Raw genomic sequence first — 18,073 nt, forward strand, 5'->3', positions numbered from 1 at the left:
TCCGAGAAATGGCCCTTTTTTACGAAACACACTGTCAAGTTTGCAGTGCCCTAGCGTGGAAAGCACAACGTAGCCATTGGCTTATTCAGTCAACGGCAATAACCACCTTGTTAATGGTGCCGGTGAAGCGGGTTGCTTCTGGTCCCACACCGATGTCTTCTGCTACCGGTGTTTGGTTATCAAGACCCACGTCAGCCGTTTCGTCGGCAGAGAATATCAGCGGCTGGGTCCTGCCAATTCTGCCGGACGCGACCTCTTTACCGTTCACAGAAATGGTTGCGTCGCCGCCTTTGCCCAAGCCGCCACCGTCGTAGTCAAAGTTCATGACAATGGTTGCCGGACCGGGTGGAATCGGCTTCTTCGCTGCAACGGTAAATCGCTCAAGACCAAGAAAGTTATAGGTGTAAATCGGTCGACCGTCTTTCATGTAAAGCGACCAGCCACCAAAGCGGCCACCCTGAGTCAGGATCACGCCGGTCGTGCCTTTGTCGACTTCTACTTCTGCGGTAATGCTCTTCGACCTGTTCTTGGAGTTCATGAAAACATTCTCCAACATGCCGTTCATACCATCGTAAAGTGTGAGTGACTTACGGTCGCCCAATAAATCCGGGCGTCCTGCGATCGCGGGATTCATGCGTTCTACGGTACGATCGTCGATCGGCAGCACATTGTACTTTTCAGCTTCCTCCATAAAGGTCGCTTCCATGGCCGCGACACGCTCGGGGTATTCGTCAGCAACGTTATTCACTAGGCTGAAGTCATCTTTGGCGTTGTAAAGTTCCCATACGTCATCTTCGAGGGGCTTCTGTTTACCCGTCTGCCACGGTGCTCGGTGCAACACGCGGGCAAACCAGCCATCTTGATACAACGCTCGGTTACCAAACATCTCAAAGTACTGAAGCGTGTGCTGCTCAGGGGCATCAGCGTCGTTCAAACTGAACATAAGGCTAGTACCGGCCATGGGTTCCTGAACCGTTCCATTGACGCTAGTGGGCTCGGGCAGGCTGGCAGCCTCAAGAATGGTCGGCGCGATATCGATTACATGCGAAAACTGGCTGCGAATTTCGCCCTGACTGTCGATACCGTCAGGCCAGTGAACGATCATGCCGTTACGGGTGCCGCCAAAGTCGGAAGCAACCTGCTTGGTCCACTTAAACGGTGCATCAAAGGCCACCGCCCAGCCTGCTGACATGTGTGGAAAGGTATATTCACCGCCCCACTCGTCAAGACGGGGTAATAGATCTTCAACCTTTTCGGTCACCTGATTGAAGTAGGTCATCTCGTTGTACATGCCGATAAAACCACCTTCAGCGCTAGTGCCGTTGTCACCCGCAATGTAAATGATGATGGTGTTGTCTAGCTCGCCAATATCTTCCACTGCATCAACCAGCCGGCCGATATTTACGTCTGTGTGCTCCATAAATCCGGCAAAGACTTCGGCCTGGCGCGCAAAGAGCTTACGATGATCTTCAGGTAGATCTTCCCAAGCACTCAAATCCTCTGGGCGACCGGCCAACTGAGTCGTTTCAGGAATGATGCCCATCTCTTTTTGCTTGGCGACGGTCTCGGTGCGGACCTGATCCCAGCCCTTATCAAACTTACCTTTGTACTTGTCGGCCCACTCTTTGGGCACATGGTGCGGCGCGTGTACTGCGCCCGTCGCAAAGTACATATAAAAGGGCTTGTCGGGCGTCATAGACTGCTGCGCCTTCATCCAGCCAATCGCCTGATCGGTCATGTCGTCGGTAAAGTGATAACCCGGAACGTGAGGCGGGTTCACGCGGGTCACCCCATCGTAAACCAGTGGGTACCATTGATCGGTTTCACCGCCAATGAAGCCATAGAACTTATCGAAGCCTGAATGCGTAGGCCAACGGTCAAACGGACCGGAGACACTGGTTTCCCAGGCGGCAGTCTCATGCCATTTACCAAAGGCTCCCGTGCTGTAACCATTGAGCCGCATCATTTCGGCGACCGGCGCAACTCGGTTAGGAATTTTCCCGGTGTTCCCTGGAAACCCTGTGGCGCTCTCCATAATGGAGCCGGTATTGGTCTGGTGGTGGTTGCGACCAGTCTTTAGAGCGTTGCGCGTGGGTGAGCAAAGCGCCGTCGTGTGAAAGTTATTATAGCGCAAGCCGCCAGCGGCCAATCGATCCATCGTCGGCGTATTAATGGGTCCACCAAATGGGGTGGTCGCACCAAAGCCCACGTCATCAATCAACACAATAATAACGTTCGGTGCACCCTCGGGCGCTTCGACGCTAAACAATGGCGGTGCCTCGACATTGCGAACATCCAAATCCTTGAACTTGGGCGGATCAGGTTCCGCAATGGGGAGATGCGTACGATCCACCTCGAAGGCTTGCACGCCGACCCCCACAGTTAAAAACGAAATGCTCAGCAATAACCTTTTGGCAGTCTTCATGTCTTTACTCCCCATCCTTTTCCTATTCGTTAAGCTGTCATCAAAGTTAACGGCCGCTAACTTAGCCTGTGAGCACTCGACCCCTTAAAAGGGACGCTACTCATGCTGGCTTTTCAATAACAAACAAATGTTAGCTTAATGTAACTTTCGGATAACTACAAAGGAAAGGGAAAATCGAGGATTTGAGAGCAAGTTGTCACCTTTTGCACCGTTGGCAGCTCTCGGCATGTCGGCGGCGCTTAGTGAAGCGATGCCGCAATCACCTTTGTATCAGTCTGCGAGCACCGACTCGAGGTAGGCAAGCACAACGCGCTTTGCTTCCTTGTGGTAGGTCGGGGTGAGGGTCCCCTTTTCAATGAGAGATTTACGCCACACAAGATCTGCAAGTTCTGAGCATATTTCGCAGGCCCTTGCAGTTCGTCGCGTTTTGGGCACCAAATCCTGCTGGTGAAGCAATGTAAACAGCGCTCCCCCAAAATCACGGCTCACTGTGTTGACCGCTACAAGCGATACCGGGAGCAGCGCGAGAATCATCTCCACACGGTTCTTGAGATAGAAATCGCGCACGCTGTCGATATATAGCACCATCACTTCACGCCAATCAGGGGCACTTGGCGGTTGGGGCAGTTCGGCCACCATTTTCTGCATACCACGCTGATAAAGCGCATCCAGCAGCGACTCAATCGACGCGAAAAAATAGTAAAGCGATGCTCGTGGTACAGCGGCTTGCTTGGCAACTGCATCGAGCGTGATCGTCTCAAGTGACCCCGCTTCGAGAATCAAATATTCAGCCGCTGCAATAATGCGGTTGTAACGCTCCACCCCGGGCTTTCTCGTCGGTTGGCGAGCGGGTATGCCGATTTTTTTGGCCATGATTTCTTCGCCTGCGTGATCGATGAGCACGACATAAATCTTGCGTGTGAAGACACACGCTTTTGATTTTTGTCTTCTCAGAAATCCGCATCGTACTATTGATGAATTCCGGCAAGCAAAAACTTTTGTGGGCATTAAGCCGCTGCACCTAGCCACACAACCTCAATAGCTCAAGGAGATTGCTGAGCCCCGCGTCCAACTCGCACTGGGAAAGGATCGCGCACTGGGCGTCTACTAAATACGCTCAATTTATTCTTAAGCTAAAAAGGCCTGAGGTAACCCACAGGGACCCACGGAATCTGTCGCTTATAGAGATTTATTTGCCGTGACGTTAGCTCTAACCTATTCAACTCGCACTTTGCTACGACAGCGGATGTGAAGATTTTCTCATTTCACGTACAGGTTGTCGGCATGAGTAAAAACGACGAGTTGGTAACCTAAATAAGTTTGGTTAAGTCAGTCGCGGCGGTTTGTTCCGCAGATGGCGTTGCGGCGTTAATAAACTAGGTGGGGGCGTCGACATGATTTCTGGAGTTTCCCTATGAGCGATAAATCACTGTCCCTGATCCTCGGCAGCGGCGGTGCCCGAGGCATGGCACATATAGGCGTGATCCGCTGGCTGGAGGAACACGATTATAAGATTGCATCTATCAGCGGCTGCTCAATGGGCGCCCTAGTGGGTGGAATATACGCCTGTGGGAAATTGGCTGAGTTTACTGATTGGCTGCGGGCCCTCGACAAGCTCGATATTGTGAAGCTGCTGGATGTAACTTTGAGTGATGGCGGATTTGTAAAAGGTGACCGGATTATCGAAACGTTAAAAGAGCTGGTCGGTAATCACCGCATCGAAGAGTTGCCGATTACGTTCACGGCTGTCGCCGCGAATATCGAAGATGAAAAGGAGGTCTGGCTAAATCGCGGTCCAGTATTTGATGCCATCCGGGCGTCCATTTCACTGCCGCTGTTTTTTACCCCGGCCCAGGTGGGTGAGCAGCGCCTGCTTGATGGAGGCATTCTGAATCCGGTGCCTATTGCACCGACCTTTAACGACGCTACCAGCTTGAAGCTGGCGGTGAATCTCAACGGCAAGCCGCTCGCCTATGCCCAGCCCGTGAAAGAAGTGACGGTGGAAGGTCAAAATGGTCTTCGTGAAAAGGTGCAGACTTACATTGAAGGCCTCGCCCGGCGTTCGGTGAGCAAAGTCGATATCGATATCGATATGGATATGTTCGATATTGCCAACCAGACTTTCGATGCTATGCAGGGTGCGATTGCGCGGCACAAGCTTGCCATCTACCCACCGGACGTCGTGGTCGAAATTCCTCGTAACGCCTGTGGCACTCTCGAGTTCGACCGCGCGGAAGAGATGGTCGAGCTGGGCTACGAGAGCGCAGAGCGGGCGCTAGGTTTGCTCTCCTGAACTTTTTTCCCCGCGCGGTGCGCGCCGGGACACCATCACTATTCTTGAAAAAGAGAGCGGCATCGGTGGGGCCGACTGGCCCCAGTCGGCATGATCAGCTGATCTTCTTCATCTCGGGAAGCCGGAAGTCTTGTAGCTCTTCCAGTTTCGGCTCGTAGATGCGGAGAAGGTATTACCAGCCCTCAGCGGTCGGGAGATGGTTTTCGACGTCGCCACAATCACCAAAGCGAGCATCAAAAGAGCCATCCTCGTTCAAGCTCATGTTGCACTCATTCAGCATGCCGTCTTCGCTGTACATCCAACCGTCCGCGTCACAAATGGTGATCGAGAACCCCCCGGGATCTTTGAAAGACGGGGCGGAGTAGGAGGTCATGTAGCAGCCGTCGTTGTTGAACTTGGGAGAGCCCAAGTACTGCGCCTGTGCATCGGGTAAAAGACACCAGCCGATTCCCTGGTGGTCGCCTTAGATGGTGGGGCGCCAGTACAGTGTGTCACTTATTGCACATTTGTTCGGTTCCTGTTGATATACCATAGCGTGTTGGCATGTCTTGATGGTATGTCGGAAGACAATTTCTAAAGGGGAGAGATTTATGCAAATTGTGAGAGCCATAGTGCTGAGTTTTTGTGCGTTCATGATCCAGCCGGCGCTGGCTGATGAGGTCGAGACGACACTGGAGAATTTCCGCACGGCGGGTGCTGGCGAGTTTATTGAGGACGCTTATGGCTACGCAGTGTTCCCCAGTATTGGAAAAGGCGGCATTGGCATTGGTGGTGCGCACGGTAAGGGTTTTGTCTATCGGGATGGCGAGCGGACGGGCAAGGTAAAAATGAGTCAAATCACCTATGGCCTGCAGTTAGGCGGACAGGTGTATAGCCAAATGATTTTCTTCAGAGATGAGCGCTCCTACAACGACTTCACGTCGGGCAATTTTGAGTTTGGTGCACAGGCGACTGCGGTGGCGCTCACCGCGAGCGCAACGGCTTCGACTTCAACTGGTGGCGGTGGCACTGCGTCTGCCGGGACCGACGCCGACTCTAACGACGTAACCGCTGAAAATAAGCAGTACGATGGTCGCAGTGGTATGGCGATCTTCACGATTGCCAAAGGCGGTCTGATGTACGAAGCCACGCTGGGCGGCCAAAAGTTCAAATTCGAAGCGTTGGACGATTAGCCCACAGAGTTAGATGAGGCCGCTTGATAGCGGCCTTTTTTTTGGCATAGAAAATGGTGGGCCCAGTAGGGTGAGATGGGGTTTCGAGAAGCACGGCTTCGAGCCGGCGAACGCCCAAGCGTCTCGCGCGGGCAGGAATAGTCCTACCGGTTCAACACGAACGGATGTGAAGTGGTGGGCCCAGTAGGACTTGAACCTACGACCAATCGATTATGAGGATGGGGTAGAGTCCGGCTGGACTCTGAAAAGCGGAAGAATCGTAAGGTCTTTTCTGGATGCTAATTTTCGATTTGAGGCAGTCCGAATCTATCCCGAACCTCGGCTGAACCATAGACCAAACCGAATTCAGCAAGCTAAAGATTCATAACAAGATTTCCCAATCCAACATCGAGCGGAGGCCGAACCAACCTCGCCGATTGATCCTTGCAGGACCAAATTGAGCGTTGTGATGGAACCTTTTAGCGCGTTAGTAAAAATCTTCTCTAGAAAGACAAGAGGCCGACGATCACCTATTTGGGCTTGGATCCCAATGCTAAGGGCGAAGTGCGAAGTGCGAAGTGCATGCCTTCGGTGTGGAGGCGGCTTACTGGTTTACGCCTCAGTTCAACGTGTCAGTGCGTTACATCAAAGAGTATGAGGGTAGGGCGCGACTGCAGGGCGACTGGATTGCCTCGAACTTTATCTGGACGCCTGTTCCCGTGTTCTAGCGGGTAAAATTTTGGTCACCCCCACCGACTTCCATCTATGAGTCAGTTCCCATAGTCGGATGTTTTTTCTCACGTCGCCTTCTGTTGACGATAATCCCTAGGCGTCATACCGTTCCAGCGCACAAAGGCGCGGCGAAAGCTCACGGGTTCGCTGTAGTTTAATAACGAGGCGATATCCGCAACAGTGAGTTCAGTCGCTGCGAGGTATTGACGTGCCAAAATATTTCTTACCTCATCGCATATCATGCGAAAATTATTGCCGTCATTTCTGAGACGACGTCTGAGTGTGCTCTCACTCACATGCAGTGTTCTAGCGATATGATTGATATCAGGGAATTTGCCACCAGCCTGAATTAAGATTCGCCTTACAGCAGCAGAGAAATTCTCTATCCTGTTTAGTCCGCGCAACAAATCCTCACATTGCTGTTGAAAAATCACGTGTGCCACCGGATTAGAAGAAGTGATTTTGGCTTTAATGATACTTTTAGAGATCACTAATTCACTATGACTTTGGTTGAACTTAATGGGTACGCTAAGGATGGCCTTATAGGCCTGCAGGCTGCTCGCACCATCATGACTGAAGCGAAGTTCGCCCTGGTTGGTCACACGATGAGTAAGAATTTGGGCAATCCGTATTATTTGGGAAAACGCCAATTCAGTAAGGAGTCTTTTCTGCAGTGGATTGCCTATATCAATATAGATGCGCAGAATAATATCCTCATCTGACTCCAAGGTCTGAAAGGGAAACCCTGGGCCGATAATGGATTCGTAGCGGAGTAAAAGCTTGAGTGCCTCCTGTAGGGTAGCGCAACTCATCAACGCAAAACCAAAGATGCCCAGACTAGTTATATCGGTTCTTTGTCCGAGACGAATCATCAATGTAGGGTCATTGGTCAGAGCAGCTCCAGCCTGAAGCAGGTTAAGAATTTTAGCTCGCTCTATGGTTTGCGTTTCTTGACCTTTAAATGTGCCGAGCTCGGGCAACTCAAAAAGCTGATGTGAAGAGACGCCTTGCTCTGCCAATATCATGAGCAGCTGTTCGAATAGATGATTAAGTATCGGTTGGTAGGTCACCGCATTGGCCTAACTGTTCAAGTTTAATTTGTCTCAATCGTCTGAGATCTTACCCCAGATGACTGAAAATATCCCCAAGAATGGCTGAAAAAATCCCCATTTATCAGGCGTTGAGTTGATATCGTTTACGCAATCTAAATCAGGTGAGAGCTATGACTGCAATAAACTCAGAATCCACAATGCCGAATGATCTTGCTATTAAGGTTAGAAATATGACATTTGAGCTGGACAAGATTCTGGCGACTGATTGGGCAGATAATGATCCATTTTTAACTGCGTTTTTTAATGCCATGAGCATTAGTTTTCCATCAGGCGAGCGAAATTTTATTGACTCTGTTCGAACTTACGAAGACCGCATCACGGATCCAAAGTTAGCCAGCGAAGTAAAAGACTTTTACCAGCAAGAGGCTATACACAGCCGAGAGCATCGAAAATATAATAGGCTGCTATGCCAAAAACGAGGCTATGATTTAGCTACGCTGGAGAGGGTTTTTCTGAACCGACTTAAAAGTACAAAAAAGAATCCACGGTTCACTCCTCGTGTCAATCTGGCTGCAACTGTGTCAGCGGAGCATTTCACTGCCACCTTTGGCCAAAACCTTCTAGAAGGGCGTTTAATAAAAAATATGCCCCAACCTATAGCTGAGCTTTGGCAGTGGCATTCGCTTGAAGAGCTTGAGCACAAATCTGTTGCATTCGATATCTACAATCAAATTGGCGGCAGTTATGAAATGCGGGCGAGAGTGATGCGCCTTACAGTGTTCGTTCTGTTCAAAGATACGTTTTCGGTGGCCGCCAAAATGCTGCATCATGATAAGCAACTTTGGAAGTGGAAAACCTTTAAAAGTTTCTCTAAATTTTTATTTTCAAAAGACGGTTTTATCAGAGCTCATATCCCTGCCTATAAAGCGTTTTTCCAGCAAGATTTCCATCCTTGGGATATGGATAACAGATCACTCTTAAAGTCATGGCAAGACCAATACACAGCATAGGTCGATTTAGGTAAAGGAAATATAAACGCCCTGTTGAGAGTACACACCCTCGCTGATTCTTTTGACAGGGCTTGCTGATCTGGAAAAGTTGGCGCTTTTTGACCCTAAAACCCTGTTCACTGTGTTAGGCATGCAATTTATTTCCGTTCAATCTCGAGCGACGGCACTCAACAGTTCATGCCATGCGGTTTTCACTCGCTTCCTTGCTGACTGAGTGTTGTTCAGCTGGAATCCTTACCAGCGAAAAGAGGCAATGTCTCAGGTGGCGCCCTGATTGGCGGTACTAGAATGGGTGGGGCAGGTGCGGCCTGCTCCTATGTCTCTTATGAATGAATCAGTGAGAATGGTGGGCCCAGTAGGACTTGAACCTACGACCAATCGATTATGAGGATGGGGGAGGTCCGGCTAGACTCTTATCAGTCACCCCCCCCCAGAGATTACTGTGGTAGTCCTCAGGGGCAAGCCCGCGTGGGCTTTCGGCAATAATCGTTTCAAGGAACGTGGGCTTTTTGGCTCCGCATTATTCGACGGTCAAATTTTGTCTGGCAACAAGAAAGTCGAACGACAATTCAAACAGGCTCTTACTGTTCACAGTGGCATTCCAGGCACCATGGCCACGCCCTTCAAGGGGCACCAGTTCATTGTGAACCCCCAAGGGGTCATATATTCCCTGTAATTCAGAAGCCTCTGAAAAAGGGGTGCTGGGGTTCAAATCATCGGTGCCATGGGCCATGAATAATTCAGGGTCCCCGCTATCGAATCGATTCAATCCGTATATGGCTTCAAATAAGTCCAGTTTTATCTTTGAACCCCAGAACCACACTACGCTCTGTACCAAATAGCTTTCGTCGAGGTTGGTGCCGGCCAGTGTAGGGTCATCGCTCACGAGTATTTCATCTCGGAAGTCCTCGAGTTCTGAGGCGCCCAAGGCGATGGCCGTTATGGCTCCTGCTGACGCCCCGCCTACTGAAATAAAATCGGTATTGATACTGTAGGAGGGAGCGTTAGCGACCATCCAGCGCAGCGCTGCTTTGGCATCCCGCTGTGCAGCATACATGGCGACGCTCTGCTGCACTTCCTCCGGCGTCTCTGCCCCCGCCTGGCCAAAAACGATCCATTCACGGGGTGCAATGCCGGTATACAACGCCAGTACCTCATCTGCCGAAAGGCCCTCTATCGTCCCCAGGTCACTTGCGGTCCTGTAATCGACGGACACGAACACCCACCCTCTGGAGGCGAAGTAATTGGCCATTTCGATAATTTCTGGTTTGGTCTTGGTACCGCCCTTAAAGCCGCCCCCGTGAATGAACATGAAGACAGGCCGATTTTCGACGTCGTTGTCAGGCTGGTAGACATCTAGGAATTGGGATTGCTTTACTTCAGAGGTGCTGGAACTGTTTTGGCTCAGCCCTTTGGCATAAACAATATCGCTATCTAATAGAACCGTATAAGAGGGCATCGCACTGACTACAGGTGTGCCATTGCCAGGATCTTCTGCGCCCCCGCTTTTCGGGTCTCTTACTGTTTGTAGGGCCTGGAGTAATGAAGCGAATCGGCTTATTGGGTCTGAAGACACGGCAGGGGTAACCAGGAGCATGACGGAAATCACCAGCCATCTGAATAGCGTTACCGTGGCAGTTTTAGAGTGCGAGCATGGCGCAGTCAGCGCCTGCGAGAACTGGTGAGGCATAGTGTTACATCTGAATGGAAATATTGGTTATTGTACGAAGCGCAGCGGTTTTTCCGTCTTGGATTGGAAAATTTTTTCATAAGGAGAGTAGCCAATTGGGCTGACACACAAGCCAATATGCCACAGACCACAGACCACAGACCACAGACCACAGACCACAGACCACAGACCAAAGGTTAATCGCAGTACACCGTTGTGTCGTACCTTTAGGCGCGCGAACGCAGTGCGACGGACAGGACGTCCAAGTGCCGCGGAGCACATGGATGTGCGAGAGTGGTAAGCGGTGGGCCCAGTAGGGTGAGGTGGGGTTTCGAGAAGCACCGCTTTGAGCCAGCGAACGCCTCAGCGCTCTGCGCGCTGGCTGGAATAGTCCTGCCGGTTCAACACGAACGCATGTGAAGTGGTGGGCCCAGTAGGACTTGAACCTACGACCAATCGATTATGAGTCGACTGCTCTAACCAACTGAGCTATGGGCCCGAAAGCGAAAGTTTATCAGATGTTTGGTCTTTCCTAGCAGCTGAAATTACTCAATCTGCAGCCTGATCTGGGATGCAGCGAACATTAATGACGCCCTCAATACCGTGCAGCTGTTCTAGTAGGTCAGCAGGTGGTGTGGTGTTGAGGTCAATCAGGTTATACGCAATTTCATCGCGGCTTTTGTTTAACAGATCCACGACGTTGATTTGGCTATCACCAATGGCCGCCAAAATATGGCTCAGTGTGCCGGGTAAGTTGGTATTGGTAATCGCAATACGCGAACCGGTCGTGCGCTCCAATTCCAACCTGGGAAAGTTGACGGAGTTGCGAATGTTGCCGTGCTCCAAGAAAGCGCGAATTTGATTGGCCCCCATAATGGCGCAATTTTCCTCAGCCTCTGCGGTGCTGGCACCGATGTGGGGCATAAGAATGCAGTCTTTGCGCCCACGTAGCAGAGGGTGGGGGAAGTCGGTGATGTAGCGTCCTAACCCCTTGTCATCCAGAGCGGCAGTAACCGCCTCGGTGTCTACAATTTGCTCTCGTGCAAAGTTCAGCAAACAGGTGTCAGCTCTGAAATACTTCAAGGTGTCCTGATTAATCAGGTGGTGTGTGCTTTCGATAGCGGGGACATGAATCGAAATATAATCGGCACGCGAAAATAGCGCCTGCATATTTTCCATGCGCTTGACGCTGCTGGGCAGCTGCCATGCCGCTTCTATGGAAATGGCGGGGTCATAGCCAATGACATCCATCCCCAGTTCGAGGCCTAACTGGGCGACCAAGCTACCAATGGCGCCCAACCCTAAAACCCCTAGGGTTTTACCCTTGAGCTCTGCTCCTGCAAAGCGCTTTTTCTCTGCCTCAAGCAGTGGGCCCATCGCTTGTTCGTCAAGGTCCTCAGGAAGGCTGTTAACAAAATCTATGCCGCCCAGAATATCTCGAGAGGCCAATAGCAAACCTGCAGCGACAAGTTCCTTGACGGCATTGGCGTTGGCGCCAGGGGTGTTAAAAACCGGAATACCACGCTCGGTGCAATGGCTCACGGGAATGTTGTTTACGCCGGCACCTGCTCGGGCAATGGCAGTTACCGACGCAGAAATTTCGTCAGTTTGCAGCTTGTGGCTGCGTAGCAACATGGCATCGGCGCTGCCGGTTTCACTACCTACCTCGTAGGATTGTCGGGGAAATCGCTCGAGTCCTCTGACCGAGATGGCATTAAACGTACGAATTTTAAACATGATTTTTTTCGCTGTATCGCTCGCGATGAAGGGGTTTGGGGCGGAAATGGATAGAAATATCCACGCGCGGGACGCAGATTAACAGAAATCATAGGTATTTATTGGATCTGACGGGATTTCGTGTCGACTTTCGTTACTGTAGAACCTGTCAATCTGGAGAACTCATGTCCAACCCTGTCCGCCAACCGTCACAATCAGTGCCTAACGCCGCCAATGCGTCCCGGCACAGCTTACCTGCGTGGTTGATAGCAGATCTCAGGTCTGACCACGCTGGCGAAATGGGTGCAGTCATGATTTACCGGGGTATTTTGGCCGTAAGTCGGGATGCCGCTGTCAGGGAATTTGCACAACACCATCTGGCGACCGAAGAAACACATTTGCAGCGTATTACTGCGCTGCTTCAGGAGAGCCAACACACACGGTTACTGCCTTTATGGCGCGTCATGGGTTGGTTGACTGGGGCTTTGCCGGCAATGCTGGGAGCAAACAGCGTGTTTGTGACCATTGAGGCCGTGGAAACCTTCGTTGACCACCATTATCAAGAACAGCTGAATCGAATAGATCCCGAAGGCAAATTCGCCGATATTCGGATGATCTTGGCAGACTGCCAAGCCGATGAGGTCGCCCACCGTGACGAAGCTCGAGGTCTTGCAACGCAAGCGCGAGGGCCATTGCTGAGTTTATGGGCATTCGTAGTGAAAAGCGGCTCGGCGGCGGCTGTTTGGGCCGCACGCCGAATTTAGATTCGATCAGGCAGGTTCCCACGCCTCGGGAAGTGCAGCGTTAACCACCCCACCGTCGACAGCTACCGTTTCTCCAACGACATAATCTCCAGACCTTGCAGCGAGATAGATAGCGGCCGCGGCCATATCTTCATCGGCACCAATGCGTCCACTGGGAATTCCGGGGGCAATGGCGTCGCCGTAGTCACGGGCTGCTTTGTTCATCTCAGAGGCAAAAGCGCCGGGGGCAATAGCCGTTACATTAATGTGATCGGTGATCAGACGTGCCGACAAGCGCTTGGTGAGATTAATCACAGCGGCTTTAGAGGCCTGATAGCTGTAGGTCTCCCAAGGGTTAAGGCGCAAGCCATCAATCGAGGCAATGTTGATAACTTTGCCTGGACGCGCAGCTGTGGCGGCAGCCTTCAAGGCGGGAAATAGTGCCTGCGTCAAAAAGAACAGTGACTTCACGTTAAGGTCCATCACCTTATCCCAGCCCTTCTCTGGAAAAGCTTCGAAATCTTGACCCCAAGCGGCGCCCGCATTATTCACCAAAATATCGAGTTTAGGCTCCTTCGCGGTCATAGCTTCGGCGAGAGCACGGCAGCCATCAACGGTGGAGATGTCGGCGGGCAGTGAGTGGCAGTTGTCGCCGAGCTCAGCGGCGACTTCGTCACAAACTTCGGCTTTGCGCGATGAGATATAAACCTTGGCGCCTTGTGCAATAAAGCCTTTGGCAATCATGAGACCAATGCCTCTTGAGCCACCTGTCACCAGGGCAGTCTTGCCCTCCAGAGAAAAAAGGCTGTTTGTATCCATAAATCCGTCCTGTCGTGTCATGCATTAATAAAGAGCACAAACCCTACCGAACACCGGCGAGGTATGCCAGCCCATTGGTCTCTGGCATGATTAAAAGGTTGCCAATGTACAAAGAGGAGCGCTGTTTTTGTCTTTAGACGATGATCACCCAACCGCTGAGGAGCTCGCCGCACGCTTGCAGCACAGTGCCCGTTTGGCCTCAGTGGGAAAATTGGCGTCTAGTGCGGCCCATGAAATTAACCAGCCGCTCAATGTTATTCGTATGGCGGCATTCAATGTCCGCCGAGCGATTGAAAAAGGCACGTTAGATCCCGAGTCTGCGCTGGTTAAGCTTGACCGTATTGACAGCCAAATAGCGAGAGCCGCGCGACTGGTTGGCGGCATGAAGGCGTTTTCTCCAACGACGACCGATACGCCTACCACCATTAATCCCGCCGATGCTTTGACGACAGCGCTCGAACTAATGGCCAAACGCTTTACCGCTGCAGACGTAACACTTATTCACGAACCCCGCGCCGGTGATGAGACCGTGCAGGCTGCCCCCAGTGCTTTTCAGGAGCTGGTTATTCATCTCTTGGATAACGCGATTGAGGCTTATAGTGACGCCCCAGAGCACAACCCGCTGTTGGTAGACGAGGACGTGCCGCCACGGTGGGTGAAGGTGGTGGAGGCCGTAAATGAGCAGGAACTTATCATCACCATTGAAGACGCAGCGGGTGGACTGGCGGCTGAGATTGCCGACCGCGCCTTTTTGCCCTTTGTCACAACGGCCCTAAATGGCAGTCACGCCGGACTTGGTTTGACGGTTTGCGCAAGCTTGGCTGCATCATTGGGTGGCGCTGTAACGCTGGATCCTACTGAATTGGGCTTAGTGGCGACCTTGCGTTTACCCCTTGCCAGCGCTATTTAATCTAATAGGTAGCCTTATAGCACTACCATTTCGTCAGCGTTCAGCCACCGTTGACCGTTTATTGAAGGGCTGAGGGTAGCCCCAGCCCAGCACGCTACTTATTCAGTGTCAGCATATACTTCGCTACTTCTAGCCGCATTTCCTCAGATAGATGGTTCTGCGGTGGCATGGTTGGAAAGTCGGGCCGCTTCTTCTCGGGTGCTGCAATGTACTGCGCAATGGCACCGGCATCCTCGCCATACTGGGCTTTGATGGCCATAACAGGTGGGCCAATCATACGTACGTTGTAGGTGTGACAGCCGGCACAGATGCCTTGGTAAACCAACTTGGCGCCGTCCGCATCGACGGTAATCACGCGGGGTGCGGCGGGTTCAGGCAGCATTTTCGTGCTGACCCCTCGTGTCGTGCCGGCTAGAGTGGGAGCAGAACCTACCGCGTCCGCCGCGCGCACAGTTGGGCTATTGCAGTCGCCCCAATCGCCAAGACCAAAGGTGCGGTAAGCCGACTTTCGGCTAACGCAGCTCTCTCTATCGGCATGAGCGGCTCCTTTGAAAGCCAAGATGTCGGGCCCAGTGGTAGAAAACTGCGTCAGCATTAATGCTTTCACTTCGGTGGCGGGATCATTGCCATTATCAAACATCACGTTATCCATAATTTGCACGCGGTCTGGATTCGGATCTGAGTCGGGGTCCCCTGCGACATCGGTTGCAAAGTCTTGGCTGGTCACAATGATGCCTGCGGTATTGTTACCCGTAATAATGTTGTCTTCGATAATCACGTCGTCACCGGCCAAAATCAGCATGCCGGTGCCCGAGGGTATGCCTGCCACAAGTGATCCGGGAATCGCGAAGTTTGGCGTGTTGTTATTGATGACGGTGTTGCGCCGAACAATGGCGTCATAGGAGGTTTTAATCGGCAGTCCTGGCGTAATAAACACTAAAATACCGCCGGTATTGTTGTGGGCAATGTTGCCCTCAACAAGGGCGTGCCGGCTGTTTTCAATTTCAATGCCGGCGACGTTATCAAATACCCGGTTGTTGCGAACGTCGATGTAATCACTCATGCCCACATAAATGGCGGCGTCTTCGATGCCACTGAGCACGTTATTTTCGATCAATCCGTTTTCACCAAACTCAGGGAAGATGCCGTACACGCCGGTATCGATCACCCAGTTATTGCGTATCGAAAAGTTGTTTCCGGCTTGCCCCATAATGGCGTTGCCTTTGTAGTTCGTTATTTTGAACCACTCCACGGTAAAGCCGTTGCCCGAGTACAAAATGGCATCGTTGAGTTGCTTGTCACCCTCAAGATTAGGCCATTCTCCGTCTTTCACCACGCCACGCAGGGTGATGTCGTCTTTGTCGACGTAAACGGTTTCTCGGTACAAGCCGGGATGTACTTGAATAACGTCTCCCGGACTCGCTGCTTCGACAGCGGCTTGAATTGAGTCGCCCTCACGGACATCGTGAATAGCCGCGTAGCTGTTACCCACAGCAAAAGCGAAGAGAACGAGCAGCGCTTTGAAGCCGCGATGGGCGTGGGCCGAGTGCAAACAGATTGCTTGTGAGGGTGTCATGGCAGTGCCTTTGGTTGTTCAGGTAGTTGTTCAGACAGTTGAGCAGTGCGTGAAGAATTATTTTTAGACCTATGGTGTAACGCAGTCTTGCCCCCGGGGGCAAGTCTGGCAGCACGGCTGGGGGGGAGCCCCGAAGGCAAATGCTGCGGTATTTCGGGCAAGAACGCCTGGTCTGTGAGAGTCTGCAGAAAATCTACGAGGCGATCGAGCTCGTCGTCGGTGAGCTCGGGATTCCAAATATGCCAGTGCAACCTTAGGTCTTCACCCTCGGGAACTCCATGACCCCTACCGCCGGTATAAAACGCGGCGGCTTCTCGCAGCGAGTCAAAATTGCCGGCATGCATGTAGGGGGCAGTCAGTGCCACATTGCGCAAACTGGGAACTTTAAAGCCGCCCCGCTGCGTAGCATCTCCCGATGAGCCGGCGGCACCCGGATCTAGGGGACGGCCGTCACGTTCGGGTACCCCCAGTACGGCAATTTGCTGGTTGGTAAACAGGGGCGGGGTATGGCACTCCGCACAGCGCGCCACGAATGAGCGAAAAACGTTAAGCCCCTCCTTCTCCGGAGGTGAGAGCGCGTCGTGAACACCATGGGCGTAAAGGTCATAGCGGCTGTTGAGGGAAATGAGGGAGCTTTCAAAGGCGACCAGTGCGGCATAGACCTGATCGAGCGTGACTTCGTTTTCTTCAAACGCTTCTTTGAAGAGTTCCGAATACACTGTGTTGCTTTGAAGTGTTGCCAACAGTGTGGCCGGGTCATTGCCCATTTCGTTATCGGCATAGAGTGGCCCTTGCAACTGTGCTTCTAGCGACGATTTGCTGCCGTCCCACAACAACCTCTCGAGAAAAGCGACGTTCCACAGCGAGGGTGCAGATCGCGCAATTTCAGTACCCTGCACGCCAATGCTGAGACGTCGGCCATCACTCAAGCCCAGCGCGGGGTCGTGACAGGTTGAGCAGGCCACCTCACCGTTCTTGGACAGTAACGGATCGAAGAACAGGTAGCGGCCGAGATCAATTTGTTGCGGGGTGAAACCGTCTCGTACTGGGGGAAGGCCGGTTTTCGGCCCGCCAACCCCTTTGCCATGCAGTGAGTCGTAAGCCAAATACTGACTGTGCAGTTTGCAGTGTCCGGTCTCATCAAGCCGCAAGGCAGGAGGGCAAAAGTTTGACAAACTCGGAGCCTCGCTAGCACTGGCAAAGCTTGCCGCTGTTAAGGCCAACCAAATGTAGAGCACTAGGCGCATTTAGGCTTCCGGAGGCAGGGTGGCCAAATAAGCCGCAATCGACTCTAGAATGTCGGTATCGGTGATTGCCGGAGCTAACCGCACCATCTGAATACCCCACCGGTCCTCTGGGTGAGCGCCCCGCAGACCGCCGCGGAATTTTTCATACTGTGACAGCACGTACCAGTCGTTAAGCCCCGCAAGGGCGGGGGCTTCGAGGGCCACATTGCCCAAAGCATTGGAGCCGTGACAAGCGGAGCACAGGTTAAGGTGGTAATCCTCGCCCTGAGCAACGTCGCCTTTAATGGTGGCGGCAGGCAAAACATTAGGCAGTGCGTCGATATAACCGGCCAGATCAGCAATGCTGGCGTCACTGAGGCCGGCACTGCTGGCAGCCATTATCGACCCGTGGGTGTCTTCAGGGTGTGCACCGCGTACTCCATCTCTAAAGTGACGGAGCTGGCGCGCAATATAAACGGAGTCAAGGGAGGTCAGGGCAGGCGCTTGCAGCGCTTCCTGCCCAATTCCCTGAGCGCCATGGCAAGAAAGGCATTGTGATCCGTAGTCACTTGCACCGACTTGTTCAGGGTTGAGTAGTGCTTGGGATGCCTGAGCACGGTCGCTTACGTTATTGGTTGAGTTCCCGGTTTCACCGCAACCCCAAAACGCGAATGCCACAAGGATTAAAGCTAGCCAGCGGCTCGTTCCAATGTTCATAGGTCCTCCCCCCCGGGGTCCTGTTTACGATAAT

The 18,073-nt window shown here is 52.3% G+C and carries 16 protein-coding genes and 1 tRNA gene; 6 read left to right on the forward strand and 11 right to left on the reverse strand.

All coding sequences use genetic code 11. From position 1 onward, the window contains the following. Window positions 1-85 precede the first annotated feature (85 nt). Both ACMAZB_RS01615 and ACMAZB_RS01620 read right to left on the reverse strand, forming a co-directional pair. Window positions 86-2,425, reverse strand: coding sequence for an arylsulfatase (locus ACMAZB_RS01615; RefSeq protein ID WP_435219015.1), 2,340 nt, complete (start codon window positions 2,423-2,425; stop codon window positions 86-88). A gap of 270 nt (window positions 2,426-2,695) precedes the next feature. Then, a complete protein-coding gene (locus ACMAZB_RS01620; protein WP_435219017.1) occupies window positions 2,696-3,328 on the reverse strand; it encodes a TetR/AcrR family transcriptional regulator in 633 nt (210 codons plus the stop codon). Window positions 3,329-3,839: 511 nt separating this feature from the next. Here ACMAZB_RS01620 and ACMAZB_RS01625 point away from each other — a divergent pair. Next, on the forward strand, window positions 3,840-4,718 hold the full coding sequence (locus ACMAZB_RS01625) for a patatin-like phospholipase family protein (protein ID WP_435219019.1): 879 nt from the start codon (window positions 3,840-3,842) through the stop codon (window positions 4,716-4,718). A 172-nt stretch (window positions 4,719-4,890) separates the two neighbouring features. On the opposite strand, the gene ACMAZB_RS01630 is transcribed toward ACMAZB_RS01625, so the two are convergent. Beyond that, complete coding sequence (locus tag ACMAZB_RS01630; protein ID WP_435219021.1) at window positions 4,891-5,127, reverse strand: hypothetical protein; 237 nt, start codon at window positions 5,125-5,127, stop codon at window positions 4,891-4,893. Between the two features lie 181 nt (window positions 5,128-5,308). Here ACMAZB_RS01630 and ACMAZB_RS01635 point away from each other — a divergent pair, with 181 nt between their 5' ends. Continuing rightward, window positions 5,309-5,890, forward strand: a complete 582-nt coding sequence (locus ACMAZB_RS01635; protein WP_435213869.1) for a YSC84-related protein — start codon at window positions 5,309-5,311, stop codon at window positions 5,888-5,890. Window positions 5,891-6,447: 557 nt separating this feature from the next. Next, window positions 6,448-6,597 (forward strand): hypothetical protein, encoded by a 150-nt coding sequence (locus ACMAZB_RS01640; protein ID WP_435219023.1) that lies wholly within the window; start codon window positions 6,448-6,450, stop codon window positions 6,595-6,597. A gap of 69 nt (window positions 6,598-6,666) precedes the next feature. On the opposite strand, the gene ACMAZB_RS01645 is transcribed toward ACMAZB_RS01640, so the two are convergent. Then, window positions 6,667-7,671: an AraC family transcriptional regulator ligand-binding domain-containing protein gene (locus ACMAZB_RS01645; protein ID WP_435219025.1), complete on the reverse strand. Its 1,005-nt coding sequence runs from the start codon at window positions 7,669-7,671 to the stop codon at window positions 6,667-6,669. A gap of 152 nt (window positions 7,672-7,823) precedes the next feature. Between ACMAZB_RS01645 and ACMAZB_RS01650 the strand changes: the two genes are divergently transcribed. Continuing rightward, window positions 7,824-8,663 (forward strand): metal-dependent hydrolase, encoded by an 840-nt coding sequence (locus ACMAZB_RS01650; protein ID WP_435219027.1) that lies wholly within the window; start codon window positions 7,824-7,826, stop codon window positions 8,661-8,663. A gap of 520 nt (window positions 8,664-9,183) precedes the next feature. Here ACMAZB_RS01650 and ACMAZB_RS01655 read toward each other — a convergent pair. From ACMAZB_RS01655 to ACMAZB_RS01665, 3 genes are all read right to left on the reverse strand, one after another. After that, entirely contained in the window at window positions 9,184-10,260 is a 1,077-nt protein-coding gene (locus tag ACMAZB_RS01655; RefSeq protein WP_435219029.1) for an alpha/beta hydrolase, read from the reverse strand. Window positions 10,261-10,754: 494 nt separating this feature from the next. Next, a tRNA-Ile gene (locus ACMAZB_RS01660) sits at window positions 10,755-10,831 on the reverse strand. A gap of 50 nt (window positions 10,832-10,881) precedes the next feature. After that, window positions 10,882-12,069 (reverse strand): phosphoglycerate dehydrogenase, encoded by a 1,188-nt coding sequence (locus tag ACMAZB_RS01665; RefSeq protein WP_435219030.1) that lies wholly within the window; start codon window positions 12,067-12,069, stop codon window positions 10,882-10,884. 164 nt (window positions 12,070-12,233) lie between these two features. Between ACMAZB_RS01665 and ACMAZB_RS01670 the strand changes: the two genes are divergently transcribed. Further along, a complete protein-coding gene (locus ACMAZB_RS01670; RefSeq protein WP_435219032.1) occupies window positions 12,234-12,812 on the forward strand; it encodes a demethoxyubiquinone hydroxylase family protein in 579 nt (192 codons plus the stop codon). A gap of 6 nt (window positions 12,813-12,818) precedes the next feature. On the opposite strand, the gene ACMAZB_RS01675 is transcribed toward ACMAZB_RS01670, so the two are convergent. Further along, window positions 12,819-13,610, reverse strand: a complete 792-nt coding sequence (locus ACMAZB_RS01675) for an SDR family NAD(P)-dependent oxidoreductase (RefSeq protein ID WP_435219034.1) — start codon at window positions 13,608-13,610, stop codon at window positions 12,819-12,821. A 127-nt stretch (window positions 13,611-13,737) separates the two neighbouring features. On the opposite strand from ACMAZB_RS01675, the gene ACMAZB_RS01680 reads away from it, so the two are divergent. Then, window positions 13,738-14,520: a sensor histidine kinase gene (locus ACMAZB_RS01680; protein WP_435219035.1), complete on the forward strand. Its 783-nt coding sequence runs from the start codon at window positions 13,738-13,740 to the stop codon at window positions 14,518-14,520. 94 nt (window positions 14,521-14,614) lie between these two features. Here the strand turns inward: ACMAZB_RS01680 and ACMAZB_RS01685 are convergent, their stop codons facing one another. The 3 genes from ACMAZB_RS01685 to ACMAZB_RS01695 are packed head-to-tail and all read right to left on the reverse strand — an operon-like array spanning window position 14,615 to window position 18,039. Then, on the reverse strand, window positions 14,615-16,096 hold the full coding sequence (locus tag ACMAZB_RS01685; protein ID WP_435219037.1) for a parallel beta-helix domain-containing protein: 1,482 nt from the start codon (window positions 16,094-16,096) through the stop codon (window positions 14,615-14,617). Next, complete coding sequence (locus ACMAZB_RS01690; protein WP_435219039.1) at window positions 16,093-17,343, reverse strand: cytochrome-c peroxidase; 1,251 nt, start codon at window positions 17,341-17,343, stop codon at window positions 16,093-16,095. Before ACMAZB_RS01690 ends, ACMAZB_RS01685 begins: the two co-directional genes overlap by 4 nt. Further along, a complete protein-coding gene (locus ACMAZB_RS01695) occupies window positions 17,344-18,039 on the reverse strand; it encodes a c-type cytochrome (protein WP_435219041.1) in 696 nt (231 codons plus the stop codon). Window positions 18,040-18,073 lie beyond the last annotated feature (34 nt).

The sequence above is a fragment of the Luminiphilus sp. nBUS_07 genome (genome assembly GCF_051201685.1).
Lineage (GTDB): Bacteria > Pseudomonadota > Gammaproteobacteria > Pseudomonadales > Halieaceae > Luminiphilus.